General features: G+C 31.6%; 16 protein-coding genes. 4 read left to right on the forward strand and 12 right to left on the reverse strand.

The annotated features are described in order from the left end of the window. Positions 1 to 34 precede the first annotated feature (34 nt). The 11 genes from NBT05_RS14970 to NBT05_RS15020 all read right to left on the reverse strand — a co-directional run bounded on the left by NBT05_RS14970 (position 35) and on the right by NBT05_RS15020 (position 13,936). The gene (locus tag NBT05_RS14970) at positions 35 to 1,132 is read right to left on the reverse strand and encodes a glycosyltransferase (RefSeq protein ID WP_265770681.1); all 1,098 of its coding nucleotides are present in this window, start codon (positions 1,130 to 1,132) and stop codon (positions 35 to 37) included. A gap of 29 nt (positions 1,133 to 1,161) precedes the next feature. Continuing rightward, complete coding sequence (locus tag NBT05_RS14975) at positions 1,162 to 2,226, reverse strand: glycosyltransferase family 4 protein (protein ID WP_265770682.1); 1,065 nt, start codon at positions 2,224 to 2,226, stop codon at positions 1,162 to 1,164. Between the two features lie 40 nt (positions 2,227 to 2,266). Continuing rightward, positions 2,267 to 3,388 (reverse strand): O-antigen ligase family protein, encoded by a 1,122-nt coding sequence (locus NBT05_RS14980; protein ID WP_265770683.1) that lies wholly within the window; start codon positions 3,386 to 3,388, stop codon positions 2,267 to 2,269. Further along, positions 3,385 to 4,278, reverse strand: coding sequence for a glycosyltransferase family 2 protein (locus NBT05_RS14985; RefSeq protein WP_265770684.1), 894 nt, complete (start codon positions 4,276 to 4,278; stop codon positions 3,385 to 3,387). The genes NBT05_RS14980 and NBT05_RS14985 overlap by 4 nt, the downstream gene beginning before the upstream one ends. After that, complete coding sequence (murJ, locus tag NBT05_RS14990; RefSeq protein WP_265770685.1) at positions 4,271 to 5,593, reverse strand: murein biosynthesis integral membrane protein MurJ; 1,323 nt, start codon at positions 5,591 to 5,593, stop codon at positions 4,271 to 4,273. The genes NBT05_RS14985 and murJ overlap by 8 nt, the downstream gene beginning before the upstream one ends. Before the next feature lie 59 nt (positions 5,594 to 5,652). After that, positions 5,653 to 6,933, reverse strand: a complete 1,281-nt coding sequence (locus tag NBT05_RS14995; protein WP_265770686.1) for a nucleotide sugar dehydrogenase — start codon at positions 6,931 to 6,933, stop codon at positions 5,653 to 5,655. A 34-nt stretch (positions 6,934 to 6,967) separates the two neighbouring features. Next, complete coding sequence (locus NBT05_RS15000) at positions 6,968 to 7,966, reverse strand: SDR family oxidoreductase (RefSeq protein ID WP_265770687.1); 999 nt, start codon at positions 7,964 to 7,966, stop codon at positions 6,968 to 6,970. A gap of 16 nt (positions 7,967 to 7,982) precedes the next feature. Beyond that, entirely contained in the window at positions 7,983 to 8,960 is a 978-nt protein-coding gene (locus NBT05_RS15005) for an NAD-dependent epimerase/dehydratase family protein (RefSeq protein WP_265770688.1), read from the reverse strand. A gap of 303 nt (positions 8,961 to 9,263) precedes the next feature. Continuing rightward, entirely contained in the window at positions 9,264 to 10,199 is a 936-nt protein-coding gene (locus NBT05_RS15010) for a hypothetical protein (RefSeq protein ID WP_265770689.1), read from the reverse strand. Positions 10,200 to 10,202: 3 nt separating this feature from the next. Then, positions 10,203 to 11,657: an MBOAT family O-acyltransferase gene (locus NBT05_RS15015; protein ID WP_265770690.1), complete on the reverse strand. Its 1,455-nt coding sequence runs from the start codon at positions 11,655 to 11,657 to the stop codon at positions 10,203 to 10,205. A 272-nt stretch (positions 11,658 to 11,929) separates the two neighbouring features. Next, positions 11,930 to 13,936 (reverse strand): alpha-ketoacid dehydrogenase subunit alpha/beta, encoded by a 2,007-nt coding sequence (locus tag NBT05_RS15020; RefSeq protein ID WP_265770691.1) that lies wholly within the window; start codon positions 13,934 to 13,936, stop codon positions 11,930 to 11,932. 241 nt (positions 13,937 to 14,177) lie between these two features. Here NBT05_RS15020 and NBT05_RS15025 point away from each other — a divergent pair, with 241 nt between their 5' ends. The 4 genes from NBT05_RS15025 to NBT05_RS15040 are packed head-to-tail and all read left to right on the forward strand — an operon-like array spanning position 14,178 to position 17,311. Continuing rightward, positions 14,178 to 15,128 (forward strand): isopenicillin N synthase family dioxygenase, encoded by a 951-nt coding sequence (locus tag NBT05_RS15025; protein WP_265770692.1) that lies wholly within the window; start codon positions 14,178 to 14,180, stop codon positions 15,126 to 15,128. Between the two features lie 18 nt (positions 15,129 to 15,146). Continuing rightward, positions 15,147 to 15,476 carry a translation initiation factor gene (locus tag NBT05_RS15030; RefSeq protein ID WP_265770693.1) on the forward strand — a complete coding sequence of 110 codons (330 nt, stop codon included), beginning with the start codon at positions 15,147 to 15,149 and terminating at the stop codon, positions 15,474 to 15,476. Positions 15,477 to 15,501: 25 nt separating this feature from the next. Next, complete coding sequence (locus tag NBT05_RS15035; RefSeq protein WP_265770695.1) at positions 15,502 to 16,437, forward strand: DUF1835 domain-containing protein; 936 nt, start codon at positions 15,502 to 15,504, stop codon at positions 16,435 to 16,437. Between the two features lies 1 nt (position 16,438). Beyond that, complete coding sequence (locus NBT05_RS15040; protein ID WP_265770697.1) at positions 16,439 to 17,311, forward strand: nucleoside phosphorylase; 873 nt, start codon at positions 16,439 to 16,441, stop codon at positions 17,309 to 17,311. A gap of 301 nt (positions 17,312 to 17,612) precedes the next feature. On the opposite strand, the gene NBT05_RS15045 is transcribed toward NBT05_RS15040, so the two are convergent. Next, complete coding sequence (locus NBT05_RS15045) at positions 17,613 to 18,170, reverse strand: porin family protein (RefSeq protein ID WP_265770698.1); 558 nt, start codon at positions 18,168 to 18,170, stop codon at positions 17,613 to 17,615. Positions 18,171 to 18,217: the final 47 nt, after the last annotated feature.

Here is an 18,217-nt window from a genome sequence, read left to right on the forward strand (position 1 = left end):
TTGAGTTTTGAAAATAATATAAGGAGGTTATAAATCAATAAATATTAGGAGATACTACCTCTAAAAACATTTTTTCATATTGAGCTATAATTTTATCAGCACTATATCTACTTAATACGGATTCTCTAACTTTTTCACGAGACGACTTAAACTCTCCACTTTTAAATAATTTTATTTGATCTACGAATTCATCGCTAGTTTCAACCTTAAATCCATTAATCCCATTCAAGATAATTTCACGAGTACCCCCCGGAGTGTCAAAGGCAATAGCTGGAGTACCAATTACTAAACTTTCTATTAAAGCATTCGGAAAACCTTCTACATAAGAGCCTTGAATAAATACATCATGCATTGCTAAATGTTTAGTAACTTCTGTAGTAAATGGAATCCATTTAATACAATCTTGAAGTTTAAGTTGATCAATTTTTTCAAATATCTCTTCTTTTTTCGGCCCATCACCAATTAACGTATAGGTAAAAGGGAAATTTAATTTTTGTAAAATATCTAAAATTCTTAATTGACCTTTTTGATTACACAATCTTCCAACAGTTATCAGTTTTAATGGTGAATTTACATGATAAGCCGTATCCATTAAATCCGGTACTGTAACAATTGGGTTGTTAATAAGAACAGTTTTATCAATTTTAGCTCCAGTTTTTAACTGTACGTCTTCCAACATATCGTTAGATTGACAAACAATTTTGTCTAAGTTTTGATTAGCATAACTTGATAAAAAACTACTTAGCTGAAATAAACCTAATTTTTTCTTTTCCGTAATTTTATTTAAAACACTACTAACATTAGCTTCCCTAGCAATAAACTTCATAGAAGGGAAGAGAATTTTTAAAAGACCTAAAATCCTATTCAAGTGACCAATAGAACTCATAGTAATATCAGGTTTTTCTTTTTTTAAAATTTTAACTATACTCCATATTCCCCTAGAAACTCTTTCTTTATCTAAAAAAATAGTTTTGACCTGAGAAGTATCATAGGCAACTTCTTTATTAAAGCCGATGATTAGTAAAATACAAGTAAACTTTTGTTTATCTAAATGCTGGGATAGAAAAGTTATAACACGCTCTGCACCTCCAGCTCTTAAGGAAGGTAAAATAAAAAGAATTTTAATTTTCATAAACTTTTATACTATTACGCCGGGCGTTATTATAATTTTAATTCTTTGAATAATTTTTCCCATTTCTGACCAATTTCTTCAATCGAGAACTTATCCACAATCTTAACTGAATTTTCTCTTAAAACTAATCGTTTATCAGGATTTTCAATAAGTTGGATTAAGGAATCTCTCATTGCTTTCTGATTTTGATTTTCAATAAGGATTCCATCATAACCATCCGTTATAATGTCAGAAGGACCAGTAATACAATCGTAAGCGGTACACGCCATACCCTGTGACATTGCTTCCAGAAGTACCATAGGTAAACCTTCATATCTAGAAGACAAAATGAATACTTCAGATTCTTGCATAAAATTTTGTACTTTATTTGTGTAGCCTACAAGTTCAATTTTATTTTGTAGTTGTTTTTTAGCAATTATTCTTTCTAATTTATTTGAATTTCCTCCACCTAAAATTTTTAATGTCCAATCCTTATATTTCTTCAGAACAGGTTCAACTATTTCAATCAAATTATCAAAACCTTTATGATAGGTTCTATCTAAATCACCAATTGCTAATATCACCTTTTGACGTCTGTTATTCGCACGGTATGCATTAAAAGTGCAGGGGTTAGGCATAACGGTAACATTAACTTTATACTTTTTATAAAATGCAATATCATATTCGGTTAGCACTGTTAATTTATTTGCATACCTATACATATATTTTCTTAAAAAATTTGACTGTTTACTAACACCTCTACTATGGTTAATATGTTCACAAACTATAATTTTTAAACCTCTTAATTTTGCAGTTATTATAGAAACTAGATTTGTATTTTTTAAAAAAGAAATAATAACATTAGGTTTGTTACTCGATTCTGAATAATAGAAATACAGAGACCTTAATTTACGTACGGTATGATTGATTTTTTTATTTTTTTCATTATCATGAAATTGTACTCTTTTAATTTCTTCATTTAAAATGTATGCCTCACCTGATATAAAGGTAATAACAGTTACATCATAGTAATTAATAAAATGATTAGCTAATAATACTAACACTCTCTCTGCACCGCCTGAATTTAATGAAGGTATAATAAAATCTATTTTCATTATAAATGATCCTTTTAAAACTTAACTAATATCAATTTAATTATATTAAAGGTTGCTCTTGCATATTATTACTTCCTACTAGTTTAAGTTTATTGACTTCAATATGTAACCATAAAGAAATAAAAATCAAATAATAATTTGTGTAGTAATTATGATTAGTCAGTAGAAATAATATTTGAACAATAGTTAAAAATAAGATATAAGGTTTTTCCTTAAAAAATTTAAGACCCCAATAAAACAGATGAAGGTAAAAGCAAATAAAAAGTAATAAAACAAAAATACCAGATTCCCCGTAAATCATCATAAAAGAATTATGTGATCCGACAAAATTCAAACCGCGACCTTGAAAAGATCTGTAACCATGACCAAAAAAGGGTTTATCTGATAAATAAGGGTAAAATTTTGACCATGTTTCAGTCCTACCCCCCTTATTTAAATCTTGTTTTGTTACTTGCTCATTATTTACAATAGCTTGCAATTGAGAAAACCGGGTAGTATTAAAATTTAAAATTCCAGCTAAAGAAATTATTAATATTACAATCCCTATTCCCATACCAAAAATCTTATAATTCTTGGAATCTACTCGAAGAGACAAAAAGTTTATAATTAACCAAATGACAATAAAAGTCCTTGAAAAAGTAATTATTCCTGCAAACGTAAATAAGAACAAAAGGGGTAATCTAATTTTTTGATTAGCTATATTTATAGCTAATCCATATCCCATTAAACAGATAAGTCCACCAGTATTAGGATCAAGGTAGAAACCGCTGTACCTTCCGTAATCACTAGAAAAAATAATGGCATGTAAAAATATAGAAAATGCACCGATAGAAAGAAAAACTAATAACTCATCTTTACTTGTTCTAGCAGCTAAAGAAGTACCTATTATAATAATCCAAAAATATTTTATAAATTTTATAAAATATTCGCGTTCGTCACCTACATAAAACTGTATTCCAGAAATTAAAAAATATCCGAATCCTGCTATTAATAGTAAATTAATAATTATTATTTCTTTTTCTATAATAGCATAGATCAGTAAAGAGAAAAACATTAAAGCACTAAATATAGCACCTAGAGTTGAACTTAAAGTAATTATAAAGAAAGTAGGTAAATTAAATACAATTGTTCCCAGACTAAGATATTTTATAAATCTTATCATATCTTAAATAGTCTATTCATTGATATTCTTAAAAAGCTTAAAAATGAGATAAAAAGCTTTGAACTTGATAAGCTACATTTCTGATCTCTATAAATTAAATAAGCTTTAATAAATTCAAAAGCTAAATTACGATAATATTTTTTAGAGTATATCTCTAAAGTATTTGCAGTATACAATTGATAATAAGAGCTATAATATCGAATTTTAGCTCTCTTTATCTTTGATTTTTTTTGCTGGATAAGACCTTCTGCAGAAAACCAATATGTTCTATGAACTTTGTTAGTACATAAAAAATCATATTTTTTATTTATGCTATTCCATGTAGCTCCCTCGCTAACATAGGCGGCATTTTCGTTATAAAACATTTTGTGTTCAGCTAAAATTTGAGTACGCCAACTATGCCATTTTTCGCCCTTAATTCTCTTTGTTCTGTCTAAAATTCGTTCGTTAAGATTTACTTGCCATAAATTCTTAGGAAATAGATCTCCTTCTATTTGTCCTTCTTCATTTTGTGTCAAAGTCCAAACGGAAGCTATACGATTACCTTCAATGGTTTTGTCTATTTCCCTCCATAATATATGAAGATCTTCTAGTGTATTTGAATAAAAAGAGTCATCACTATCAGCGATAATAGTTATGGGTTCTTTACAGTATTTAAATCCATAATTTAAAGCAAAAGGTTTGCCCTTATTCTTTTTTAATTTGTAGTATGTAATTTCAAAAAAATTATTTTCATTGATCCAGGTTCGAATCAAATCTTCCGTCTTATCAGTACTAGCATCATCAATTATTATCCAATGAAAGTTCTTAAAAGTCTGTTGTTTTAAGGAATCATAAACTCGATAAAGAGTATTATAACGATTATACGTAGGTGTAATTATACTAAACATAAGATTTACTATTAATTCTTTGGATATAGATAAATAAATAAATAGTATTTACTAGAGAAACGATAGATGTAGCTAGTGCTAAGCCGTACACTTTAAATCTACTAATTAATAAGTAATTTAAAACCGTATTAAGTATCAAACTAATTAGAGAAGTTAATAAAAGAATATTATTCTTATTAATAGAAGTAAGGTATCTATTCATAATTAAACCTGATACATAAAATGGTATTTGAATAATATACATTTGCTGTACTCGATAAACAATATCAGTATCATCCGCAGTAAATTCTTTACGTTCAAAAACTAAACTCGTAATCCATTCTGAAAATATATATAAAAATGCGGCAACAACCACACAAAGGATGAAATTAAAAGATAATATTTTCTTTAATTTATCATAAAGAAGACCGGGATTATCCGCGTATTTGGAAAAATAAGGAAGAACTACTTTTCCCATAGACATACCTATAAGTCCGATAACTAACATTGGAATTTTTAAACCATAATTAAGCGCAGCAACTGATCCGACCACTAATTGTGCAGAAAAATACTGATCAATAACTGAATTACTTGAATTCAAAACCGATGAAGAAACTTTAACAGGTACTTGTTTTATCAGTATCCTTATATTCTTACTTCTGAAGTCAAGTTTTCCGATAAATAGAATTTTCTTATATATCGAAAGTAAGAAAAGGTATATAAATACTCCGAAACTACCAATTAAAATTCCAATAGCCAATACTGTTACTGGAAATTGATCTTTTAAAAACCAAATTGAAAATAATGTTCCTAATGGCAAAAGTATATAGGCTAAAGAAGAATATAAAAAATCATTATCTATGTTTAATAATCCGGTGAGTTGAGAAGATAACGCCCATAATAAAATACAGGGTAGTAGATAATACAACTGTTGCCTAATTAAATTATAATATTCTGCATCGTGCCCTTTGAATATATTTTCTAAATAAATACCATTAAAAAAATAAGTGATAATTATAAAAAATAAAGCAATTGCTATGGTAATAATAAAACTGGTAGTTTGAAAAGATTTTATATTACCTTTTTGTTTTAACTCCAAAACGTAGTTTGGGATAAAAACACCTTTATAAGATCCTAGAAATACGTTATTTATAAAACCAGGAATTAACATTGCTATAAGGAAAGTATCTAATAATTCAGAAAGACCAAAGTTTTTTGCTACTTCTAACTCTTTGTAAAAACTTATCGCTTTTGTAAATAATGACACGGAAATTACAATAAGAACACTTTGAAAAAAAGGTTTTTTAATGAATTCCTGAATTTTTTTAAAAACCATTCCTAAGCTTATCTATAGGTTATGCTTACTTAGTAATTTATAAATTAAAATAAGTTAATTTATAATCTTCCGTCAGTTTTTACTTTTAAAATACCTTTTACATCATAAAGAACTCCATTTTTATTTAATAATGAAGCAAAATCAATTTTTAAATACTCATTATGACTAACGGTAAGCACTACGGCATCATATTTTTCTGAAGGTAATTTTTTGGTCGTAGTAAGACCATATTCATGTTTCACTTCATCCGGGTTGGCCCAGGGGTCGTAAATGGTTACATTTGTACCAAAACTTTCCAAATTTGAAATAACATCTACAGCTTTCGTATTCCGAACATCGGGACAATTTTCTTTAAAAGTTATACCTAGAACTAAAACTTTGGCGCCTTTAATATGAATATCTTTTTTGACCATTAATTTAATAATTTCAGAAGCTACATATTGCCCCATACTGTCGTTAAGACGACGTCCAGCAAGGATAATTTCAGGATGATATCCGAATTCCTGAGCTCTTTGAGCCAGGTAATACGGATCAACTCCTATGCAATGACCTCCTACTAAGCCAGGTTTAAATGGTAGAAAGTTCCATTTAGTTCCTGCAGCTTCTAATACTGCATGCGTATCAATATCCATGGCATTAAAAATTTTCGCCAATTCATTCACAAATGCAATATTGATATCTCTCTGTGAATTTTCTATAACTTTAGCAGCTTCAGCCACCTTTATGGTCGGAGCCCGATGCGTGCCCGCTTCAATAACCGAAGCATAGAGAGCGTCAACCTTTTTTCCTATTTCCGGTGTTGATCCAGCAGTAACCTTTAATATTTTTTCAACAGTATGTAATTTATCCCCCGGGTTAATACGCTCAGGAGAATACCCCGCATAAAAATCTTCATTAAATTTTAATCCACTAATATTTTCTAAAACGGGAATACACTCCTCTTCAGTTACACCAGGATACACGGTGGATTCATAAATAACAATATCTCCTTTTTTTAATACTTTACCTACCGTCTCGCTTGACTTATATAAGGGTGTTAAGTCAGGTCGATTATTTTTATCTACAGGAGTAGGTACTGTTACAATATAATAGTTACAATTCCTTATATCTTCAAGATTTGAACTACAAAATAGTCCGTTTTCACTACTTGGCTCTTTTACCAGTACGGATTGAAGCACTTCATCTTCTACCTCTAGTGTAGTATCTGTTCCGGATTGTAAATCATGAATTCGATCCTTATTAATATCAAAACCAATTACGGCAAATTTAGTTGCAAATAATCTGGCTAACGGAAGCCCTACATAACCTAAGCCAATAACGGCAATTTTTATAGTATTCATTTCTTAAATAATTCCTTTTAAAGTTAGTTTTATACTATTTTAAATTCTGCCAATACCAGGATACCGCTTCTTTTAAACCTGATTTTATATCAAATTCGGGTTGATAGTTCAGGAGTTCTTTTGCTTTATCTATTGATGCTAGCGAATGAGGAACATCTCCCTTACGCTCAGGCCCGTGTTTTATTTTAATTTTGGCAATTTTCGGATCATATACTGATAAATATTCTTTAAGAAGTTCTACTAGTTCTAATAAAGTAGTTCTATCCCCAAAGGCAGTATTATAAACCGTATTAAGAGCTTTATCATTATCTGCAACTATAGCCCTCATATTCATTTGAATCACATTATCGATATACGTAAAATCCCTTGAATAGGATCCATCTCCATTAATTACCGGGGATTCATACTTCATAAGTTGCATTACAAATTTTGGGATAACCGCAGCGTATGCACCGTTTGGATCTTGTTTTCTGCCAAAAACATTAAAATATCGTAAACCAATAGTATCTAAATTATAGGTTCTTTTGAAATTCTCAGCATACAATTCATTTACATACTTAGTAATGGCATAGGGAGATAAGGGTTTACCAATGTTATCCTCCACCTTTGGCAGTGATTTTGAATCACCGTAGGTTGAAGAACTTGCAGCATAAACAAATTTTTTAATTCCTGCATCTCTCGAAGCCACTAACATGTTTAAAAATCCTCCAACATTTACATTATTTGATGTAATCGGATCATTGATTGATCTAGGTACTGAACCTAGAGCTGCTTGATGTAAGACATAATCAATACCTTCACAAGATTTGTGACAATCCTCAAGATTACGTATATCCCCCTTTATAAATTTGAAATTTTTGTAGCTCTCAAGCGTTTTTAAATTTTTTTGATGTCCGGTAGCAAAACTATCTAATGCCACTACGGTGCTTCCTATGTCAACCAGATATTCACATAAGTTGCTACCTATAAAACCAGCAGCGCCAGTTACTAAAATTCGAGATTGTTTTAATTGTTCAATATGGCTTTTGTCCAAAATCCTCTAAAATTAATTATTGCTTTCTTTTTTCTAAAATCCAATCTAACTGTTCTTGAACACCTTGCTTAAGTGTTACTTTAGGATTATAATTTAAAAGGTGTTTAGCCTTAGTAATAATAGCTTTTGTTCTAGTTTGATCCCCTGTTCTAGGTGGTTTCATATCAAAAGAAATTTTAGTATTTACCAATTCTTCAACCATTTCAACCCCTTGTTGAGTGGTATATTCTTCTGCGGTTCCCAAATTAATCACCTCTCCGTTACATTTTGATTCATTACCTATTGTATTTATAATTCCATCGATAATATCAAAAACATGTGTAAAGCTTCTTCTGTGAGAAAGGCTTCCTTCAAATAAGGGGAAGGGTTCATTATCCAAAGCACATTCTATTAATTGACTAAACATCTTATCTGGCCTTTCTCTAGATCCGTATACAGAATAAAGTCTTAAAGAACATGCTTTAAAGTATCCCAATCTGGCTTTGGACAATGCCAACTGTTCAGCAGCAAGTTTAGTTACTCCATAATTAGATATAGGTTTTGGTAATGTATCTTCTTCGCAAAAAACATCCTTACCATAAATAGATGACGTACCAATATTTATAAATAATTCTAAGGCTTCTAAATCTTTGGTATAATTTGTTAAATTTTCGGTAGCTAGAACATTATTACTCAGATAATCTTCAAAAGTAGAGGTTGCTGCGATTCCAGGTCGGGCAGCAAAATGAAAAATGTAATTAACATCTTTAGGAAGGTCTTCTGTTAAAGTAGCTGCTGCTAAATCAAGTTCTAAAATAGTGACACCTAACTTATTTAGATCTGATTCATTTTTTCGCTTCAAAGAAACATCATAATAGTCAGAGAATTTATCTACTCCTATTACATCATATCCTTGCTTTTTTAAACGTTCAGCTAGATGAGAACCTATAAAACCAGCCGCTCCGGTTACTAAAATTTTGGAAGATTTAAAAGACTTAAGTGGTTGATCGTCCATAAGATAAATTTAGGTGGTTTAATCTTTGTAGGTAAAATACCGCGCGAAAGTAATACTTCACAAAACAACTAACAACAAAATTTAACATTAATAGATAAAAAACAATCTAAAAAGATTGGTTACTGATTTCAAGAATATGTAAATTTTCTAAATTCATTACTACACTAAAAAATTAAGAATCTTAAATCTATTTTCCTAAGTTTAATTTCTAAATCCTATTAAACAAATTATTATAAAAATAATAGCAATTTTCTTATCATTTTATAATATAACTTATAAAAACTAATTTAGAAAAACTTATTACTAATTAGGTAATACAATGTTTATACTGTTCTTTAGATAATTCGATACTTGCTTAGCCACTTGTTCATGTCCGTAACAAGTCCAATGACGATCATGGCTAAAGGTCCATACCTCCTTATGATTGTTTAATAATATTGTTTTAATAGAATAGTTTTTCATTAGTTTAACTATTTCTTTATTTATTTCAGGTCTTAAAATAAATATAATATCTTTTAACCTGTAATGCCGAGAAAGGTAGTCTATTAATTCTTTATATTCCTTTAAATACATGATTTTCCCCTCTTTTTTTACCAGTGAAAGAGTAGCGTTTTTTTTTGTTTTGAATTTAGGTAGTTTTAAAGGAAAACGCATATACATATAGTAAATAAATTTCCAGTTATATAGAATTTTTTTAAAAATTGGGGCTTTTAATTTACTAGGCAGTAATATTTGTTCCTTTAAATCAACTTGGGTTATATTTGGTTTTCTAGAGATATCGGCAATACTTTCTTTAAAATCACTTTCTCCTAGATAAAGCAATTGTAATTTTGGTTTATATTCTTCTTCTAAATTTTTAGTAATTTCCATAGCCTCAATAAGTGAAACTCCTGAGCGTCCTGCTTCAAAAAAATTATAATCCTCAAAATATTTTTTTAAATAAACTCCTTGATGACAATAATCTGGGTTCATTAAATTTTCTATAAAGGAATCGCCAACAATTGTAATTAAATTATCATAATTTTCGGGTAGTTCTCCGACCCAACCTTTACTATTAACTTTCCATTGGTGTCCACCTCCTTTCCAATACCCCTGCTGATTCGGAAAATATTTTTGAATGGTACCTTGCATCTGTCGATTTGGAATATCTGATGTTAAGTGAAAAAAACGAATAACAATTTCCCCTAATATCAGGATATAAACAGTAAATAAAAATAACCGTAAAATTAATTTCTTCATTTTTTAGAACTGAAAGTATATAAATGATCTATCTGCACTATCATCATAGAACACAAATAAACATGCTATAATTATAGTATATAATCCTACTCTTAATATTCTGGATTTAAATTTAAATGGATCCCGTTCATCTTTTCTTATGACATATTCGTAAACAATGAATGCAAATAACAAATAAAAATATTGTGATAATTCATAGCCTAACGGATGACTATAAGATTCGTAGACAAAGTTTGTAAATATTCTATAAATAAATCTAAAAGCGTCTGATATTGTGTTAGATCTAAAAAAGATCCAAGCAATCGTCACAGAAGAAAATGTAATAAGTATTTGACAAACTTCTTTAAAATTAGGGAAAAACCTATTTTCCGATACTGTAATACCTAAAAATTTTCGATTAGTATTAAATAAAAAAGAAGGAATATATAATAATGCATGAATAAGACCCCAAACTATAAAAGTCCAATTAGCACCATGCCAAAATCCGCTAACTAAAAATATAATAAAAATATTGCGAAGAGAAAACCATTTACCCAATTTAGAACCTCCTAATGGTATATATAAATAGTCCTTAAACCATGTAGATAATGAAATATGCCATCTACGCCAAAATTCGCCTATATTTCTGGAAAAATAAGGAAATTTAAAATTAGACATTAATTCAATTCCAAATAACTTAGACGTTCCGATAGCAATATCAGAATAACCACTAAAATCTCCATAAATTTGAAAACTGAATAAAACAACACCTAGAACTAAAGTAACTCCGGAATAGCTTCCGTAATTCGCAAATATATCATCCACTATAGGAGTTAAAGAATCAGCAATAACTACCTTTTTAAACAATCCCCACAAAATTAATCGTAAACCCTGAACACTTTGTTTATAATCAAAATTTCTCCTATTAGTAATTTGACCCAATAGACTAGATGCTCTTTCAATAGGTCCAGCCACTAATTGTGGGAAATAAGAAACAAAGGTAGCACAGGCAAGGAAATCTTTAGTAGGTTTAACCTTATTATAATAAGCATCTAAAGAATAGGACATTGTTTGAAAAGTATAAAAACTAATTCCAACCGGCAATATAATTCTTAGAGTCCAGTCGCTCTTTATCTGGTATCCCAGACTTTGAAATAAATCTAAGAGCGAATCAACAAAGAAATTATAATATTTTAAAAAGCCAAGTAGTGATAAATTAAAAATTATACTAATCCATAGCCAAAATTTCTTTAATTTAAAATTGTTTATATTTTTCTCAATATTAATGGCAACAAAAAAATCGACAATTGTACTGGCAATTATTAAAGATAGAAATCTCCAATCCCATAAAGCATAAAAAAAGTAACTGGCAACTAAAATTAATAAATTCTGCAGACGTAAATTCTTATTAAATACAAACCAGTAAAGAATCCAAACTGTAGGAAGAAAAAATAAGTATTGCGTAGAATTAAAAAGCATTTGTCTTAGAAAATAGAATTACAACTAACAGCATTAAGCGATAAATTATTTAAATTAAAAGCTGATTTGACTACAAAAAGCAGCATTGATAGCTTTCTCCGAAAAATTTTAATCCTAATTTAATTTTTAACTACCAAAATACCTGAATTTTATTATGAAAATCAATAATTTTTATAATACCGCGCGAAAATAATATTTAGCAAAACAACTGACAACTATAATTGTAAATAAAAGAAAAAAGTATCCCAGATCAGATCAAAAACACCTTATACCTAATATGCCAACAGCTCAGCGATAACTTGTTCCAAACGTTCTTTACCTAAGTATTGCTGTTCTAGGTTTTTTTGAAACGGAATCGGAGTATCCAGACTGGCAACTCTTCTTACGGGCGCATCCAGATATTCAAAGCAGTGTTCTGCTACCAGTGCCGCAATTTCGGAAGCCATACCCCCGAATAAACTATCCTCTTGTAAAATAAGAAGTTTCCCGGTTTTTTGAACAGATTCAAAAATGGTTTCTGTGTCCAAAGGTTGTAAACATCTGAGGTCAATCAAATCTATATGTAGATCCGAAGAAGATTCTAGAAATTCAAGTACCCAATGTACCCCTGCACCATAAGTGACAATGGTCAGGTCGTTTCCCTGTTGCAACACTTTTGCTTGACCTAACGGAAGGGTGTGATCATCTTCTGTAACCAATCCTTTAACTGTTCGGTATAAAGCCTTGTGTTCAAAAAATAAGACTGGGTTCGGATCTTCAATAGCGGATAGTAACAAAACTTTTGCATCTTCCGGAAAAGCAGGGTATACCACTTTTAGTCCCGGGACTTTAGTAAACCAGGCTTCATTAGTTTGACTGTGGAAGGGTCCGGCTCCTACCCCGCCACCACAAGGCATACGTACTACAACATCAGCGGGTTGACCCCATCGATAATAAGATTTTGCCAGTAAATTCACAATTGGGTTAAAACCAGAGGATACAAAGTCAGCAAATTGCATTTCTACTACGCTTTTATGACCTTCAACCGATAATCCGTAGGCCGTCGAGACTATAATAGATTCACAAATCGGCGTATTACGAACGCGGTCTTTACCAAATTCAGCGGTAAAACCATCCGTAATCTTAAAAACACCTCCGTACTCTGCAATATCCTGACCCATAATAAGTAACCGGTCATATTTTTGCATTGCCTGACGTAAAGCCATCGAAATAGCGTCAATAAATCGAATCTCCTGAGTGCCATAGGTAGTATCTTGAATGCTATTTTTAGCAACGGAATAAGGTGCAAAAACATCCTCTAATTCAGTTGAAATATCAGGAACCACTTCCGGTTGAGCAATGGTTTGTTCCCAGGCAATCTGAATTTGCTTACTGATACGTTGACGAATATTGTTTTTATCAACCTCCGTTAGTATACCTTTCTCTCTTAAAAAATGTTCGAATTGTACCACAGGGTCCTTCCGCTTCCAGAGTGCCAACACCTCCTCCGGAACGTAGGCTGTACCACTTGCTTCCTCGTGACCCCGAATCCGAAAGGTTTTAAATTCGATCAATACCGGTTGCGGGTTTTCTCGCATGGTAGTCACAATCTCAGACAACTGTTGATAAATTTCAACAATATTGTTACCATCCAGTACAAAAGATTTCATTCCATATCCCTTGCCTCGATCTGCCAGATGTTCACAAGCATATTGTTCAGACGTTGGAGTAGATAGTCCGTATCCATTATTTTCTATACAAAACAACACCGGGAGTTGCCAGACAGATGCTAAATTTAAAGCCTCATGAAAATCTCCTTCGCTGGTGCCACCGTCACCAGTAAACACTGCAGTGACCGAGTTTTTACTTTCCATTTTATCCGCAAGTGCAATACCACAGGCTACTCCCAGTTGAGGCCCCAGATGCGAAATCATCCCGACAATTTTATGTTCCTGAGAGCCAAAGTGAAAAGAACGGTCCCGCCCTTTTGTAAAACCCTCTGGTTTTCCCTGCCATTGACTAAATAAATGATAAAGAGGTACTTTTCGGGTAGTAAAAACTCCCAGATTTCGATGCATAGGCAGAATATACTCCTCATTGTTTAAAACAGAAGCAACCCCTACAGAAATAGCTTCCTGACCGATACCACTAAACCATTTTGAAATTTTACCCTGTCGTAATAAAACCAGCATTTTTTCTTCGATCATCCTGGATTTAAGCATCTCTTCGTATAATTTTAGAAGTAATGTAGCCTCCGGTAATGAACTATCTTTAAAATTTACGGTTTCAGGAAAATGCATAATAAAGGGTGTTGGAATAAGCTTATTAAACAAACTAAAATAATAAGAAGTATCATAAGATAAGAAATAAACTATCAATTTTTAATCAACCTTACCTGTTATCCCTAGAACTATCTTGTTTTAAATATCCTTAACGTCCTGTTAATATAACGAGGGCAACTAAGGAAATCAGTACATTTATCAATAATTTTAAACGAGGGCACGTTTTAAATTAACACCCGTAAAATAAGTATTTTCTAACATGAAAAATATACCTAGTGTAGACCTGGCTGATTTCATATCAGACGATCACAGTCGCAAATTGCAATTTGTAGCCTCTATAGGAAGGGCCTATGAAGATATAGGTTTTGTCAGCCTTAAAAATCATTTTTTGAGCGAAGAATTAGTAACGGAATTATATAAAGAAGTAACGTCCTTTTTTGCACTTCCGCTAGAAATAAAGAAAAAATATGAAATTGAAGAACTACATGGACAAAGAGGATATATTTCTTTTGGAAAAGAACATGCAAAAGGTAAAAAAGAAGGGGATTTAAAAGAGTTTTGGCATTTTGGTCAGGAAGCTTCCGGAGATGCTAACCTTCCCGAAGAATATCCGTCAAACGTGCAGGTAGAAGAATTAATGGATTTTAACCATACGGGCATGGAAGCTTATCGTATGCTTGAAAAAACCGGAATGTTTGTACTAAGAGCATTGGCACTTCACATCGGTTTAGAAGAAACTTATTTTGATTATTGGATTAGTAATGGAAACAGTATCTTACGCCCGATTCACTACCCTCCTATTACTGAAGAGCCTAAAGGAGCAGTTCGTGCCGGAGCGCATGGAGATATTAACCTGATTACTTTATTAATGGGAGCCTCTGCCGGAGGCTTACAAGTACAAAACCGCGAGGGGCAATGGATGGATGCTATTCCTAATGAAAATGAATTGGTAATTAATGTAGGAGATATGTTAGAACGATTAACTAACGGTAAATTGAAATCCACTATTCACCGTGTGGTCAATCCGCCCAAATCAGAATGGGATCAACCTCGATATAGCATTCCCTTTTTTATGCACCCTCGTAGTGATATGAAATTGAATTGCCTGGAAAAATGTATTACAGAAGAGCATCCTAGAAAATACGAAGATATAACTGCCGGAGAATTTTTAAAACAACGCTTACTGGAAATAGGACTGATAAAAAAATAATTTTTTTTATATTCATATATGGATTTAAAAGACCAATTAAAAAACCTGTTTCCGGAGCATAAAGAAGAAGAAGTAACCGAACATATACCGGAAAAAGAACAGGTATGGATACAAGATGCTGCCCTACTCTGTAAATATGAAAAAAAAAAAGGAAAACCAATCACTATTATTGATGGGTATAACGGAGCTACAGATGACTTTAAAAAGTTGGCCAAACAACTTAAGAAATCCTTAAATACCGGGGGTAGTTTTAAAGACGAAAAAATTATCATACAGGGTGATTACCGAGATCAGATTATGCAAATGCTGAAAAATAAAGGATTTAGTGTAAAAAGAGTGGGAGGATAAATAGGTATTAGTTAAAAGATTATTGTTGAAATCAAGAGCACTACATATAGTTAATGGAGATCACCTCATGCAACGTGTCCATGGTTTTGGCTGGGGTGCAGAATTTGTGGTTTGGCGAGAAATGTTTTGTGAAGGACCATCTGATATTAAAATTGATTCGGAATCTGCTATTAAAAAAAGAATTTCCTTTCTTCAAAAATATTATAGGATTACAGCCGAAGATTATGAAAAGAAGTTTATTACCCAACTTCGTAAATTAAGTAACATCAAGTCTTATGATGATATTGTGCTTTGGTTTGATAGCGACTTATTTTGTCAGATTAATATGGTAGCGGCAATAAGCCTGATTTTACGTAAAATGAAAAAAACCAGTAAGGTTTATCTGGTTGGTAACTATCGTGAGAATAATAAAAATGAATTAAAACCCTTATCATTACTTAGCGATCCTGAAATATTAACTTACTATAATAAGAAAAGTACTTTGGATATGAACGATTTGGAGTTCGCTTCTCATATTTGGACATTGTACTGTGAATCTAATCCAACTAAAATTATCGGGCAAATTAAAAAACAATCTAACTTTCAATACCTTGCAATATGCCTTCGGGCGCATTTACAGCGCTTTCCTAATATGTTAACTGGCTTGAATACCCTGGAGCATAATATTTTGAGAATGGTAGATCAATATGATATACAGAATATGCGGCAACTATTGGGATATGCCTTAGAATATCAGGGGTATTACGGGTACGGAGATATACAAATGAAACGTGTGCTTGCCCGTTTATTCCAGTTTTTCGATCAAAGAAAAGATAGGCTTTACTTATCAGAAAGAGGAAAACTGGCACTGGAACAAAAGAAGAACTTTTACAATACGCAAAAATTAGATTGGTACTACGGTGGCGTTAAAAAGTATGACTATCTGTATAACAATGATACGCATCACTTGCTAAAATTATAATATGCATTTTCCGGAATCCGAATTGATTCTTAATAAAGACGGTTCTGTCTACCATCTTAACTTACATCCTAATCAAATTAGTGATACCATCATCACCGTAGGAGATCCTGATCGGGTTCCGCAGATTACCAAGTACTTTGATAAAATATATGATCAGGTACAAAAACGGGAGTTTCATACCACCACAGGAGCTTATAATAATAAACGAATAACAGTTATATCAACGGGAATAGGTACAGATAATATTGATATTGTCCTTAACGAACTGGATGCTTTGGTAAATATCGATATAAAGACCAGGAAGTTAAAAGAAAAACAAACCTCTTTAAATCTTATTAGAATTGGAACTTCCGGAGCCATTCAACCCGACATTAAAGTTAATTCCTTCCTTCTTACTGAAACTGCGATTGGATTAGATGCATTGTTACCATTTTATAAGGAAAGTACCATTGAGGATGCTTCCCTATTTCAATCCTTGCAAAACCATTTTATAAAGAATCAGTTTACCATTCCTTTCTATATGTCAGAAGCAAACAAGGCTTTAGTTATGCGTTTTGAGGATTCACAATTAATAAAAGGTGTTACTCTAACTAATCCGGGATTCTATGCGCCTCAGGGCAGGGCTTTAAGGCTTCCATTACGTTTTCCTAATTTTAATCAGATGATTCGGGATTTTACTTTTAAAAGTCAAAAAATAACCAATCTGGAAATGGAAACCGCTGGTATCTACGGACTGGCAAACTTATTAGGGCATAGAGCAATTTCCCTAAATGCAATTTTGGCTAATCGTGCAACCCATACCTTCAGTAAACACCCTGACAAAACAATAGAAGCTTTAATTGTATTCGCCTTAGAAAAGATAAGTAACCTCTAAAAGGTAATTAGTGATATGATATATTTTTATCATTAGTGTCCGGTTAAAATATATTATAGTTGATAAAACATAGTAAAATAAAGTGATTCCAAGCTTTAAAGTATTTAGAGGATGCTTTTCTATTTTTCAAAAGTAATTTGCTTTTTTAGACATCGATAATTTTATACTATTGATTTTCAATATTATAATAATTTGTCTTGAGTCTTGATTCTAGAAGCGACAGCGATCTTGAATCTTTACCGAACACTAATGATTTTACGCAACCTAAATCCACTATAACACTCTCAAATGGTCGTCATACTTATAATCTGTAACCAATAGAAAGCTGGATATTAGTAAGGTTTCCTTTAAATTCCCTTTGAATTCCTTCCTGCTCATATAAATTATTGATTCCGTATTCATAACGGGCATCAATATAAAAATTATCGGTAATATTGAAACCAAGTCCACCTACCGCCGCAAAATTTATCGTATTGAAATTCGCTTCGCGTAAACCATTATCTTCCCATTCCCAGATTTTTAATCCGGCTTGTGGACCTAACTGAAGGTTGATTACCTGATTAAAATTATATTTAAAGATAACCGGAAGTTGTATATAATTTACTCTTAAATCTTCCGCTTTATTTCCTTGACTGGAGAATTGTAACTCCGGTTGGATACTAATATGATTCGTTACATAATATTCTGCAAAAAACCCTACGGCAACTCCAATTCTCGCATCTTCTGCATCTTCTTCAATATCATCGGAACTTATAGAACTTAAATTAGCACCTACACGTATTCCATAACGAGAATCTTGCGCATTTGCTACAAATAAAGATAAAAAGACAATTAAAACGAAAAGTAATAGTTTGTTCATAATGTATTATTTATGGTCGGAAAATTATTGTAAAAATAGAATTTTAT

This window comes from Aquimarina sp. ERC-38, from assembly GCF_026222555.1.
Taxonomy (GTDB): domain Bacteria; phylum Bacteroidota; class Bacteroidia; order Flavobacteriales; family Flavobacteriaceae; genus Aquimarina.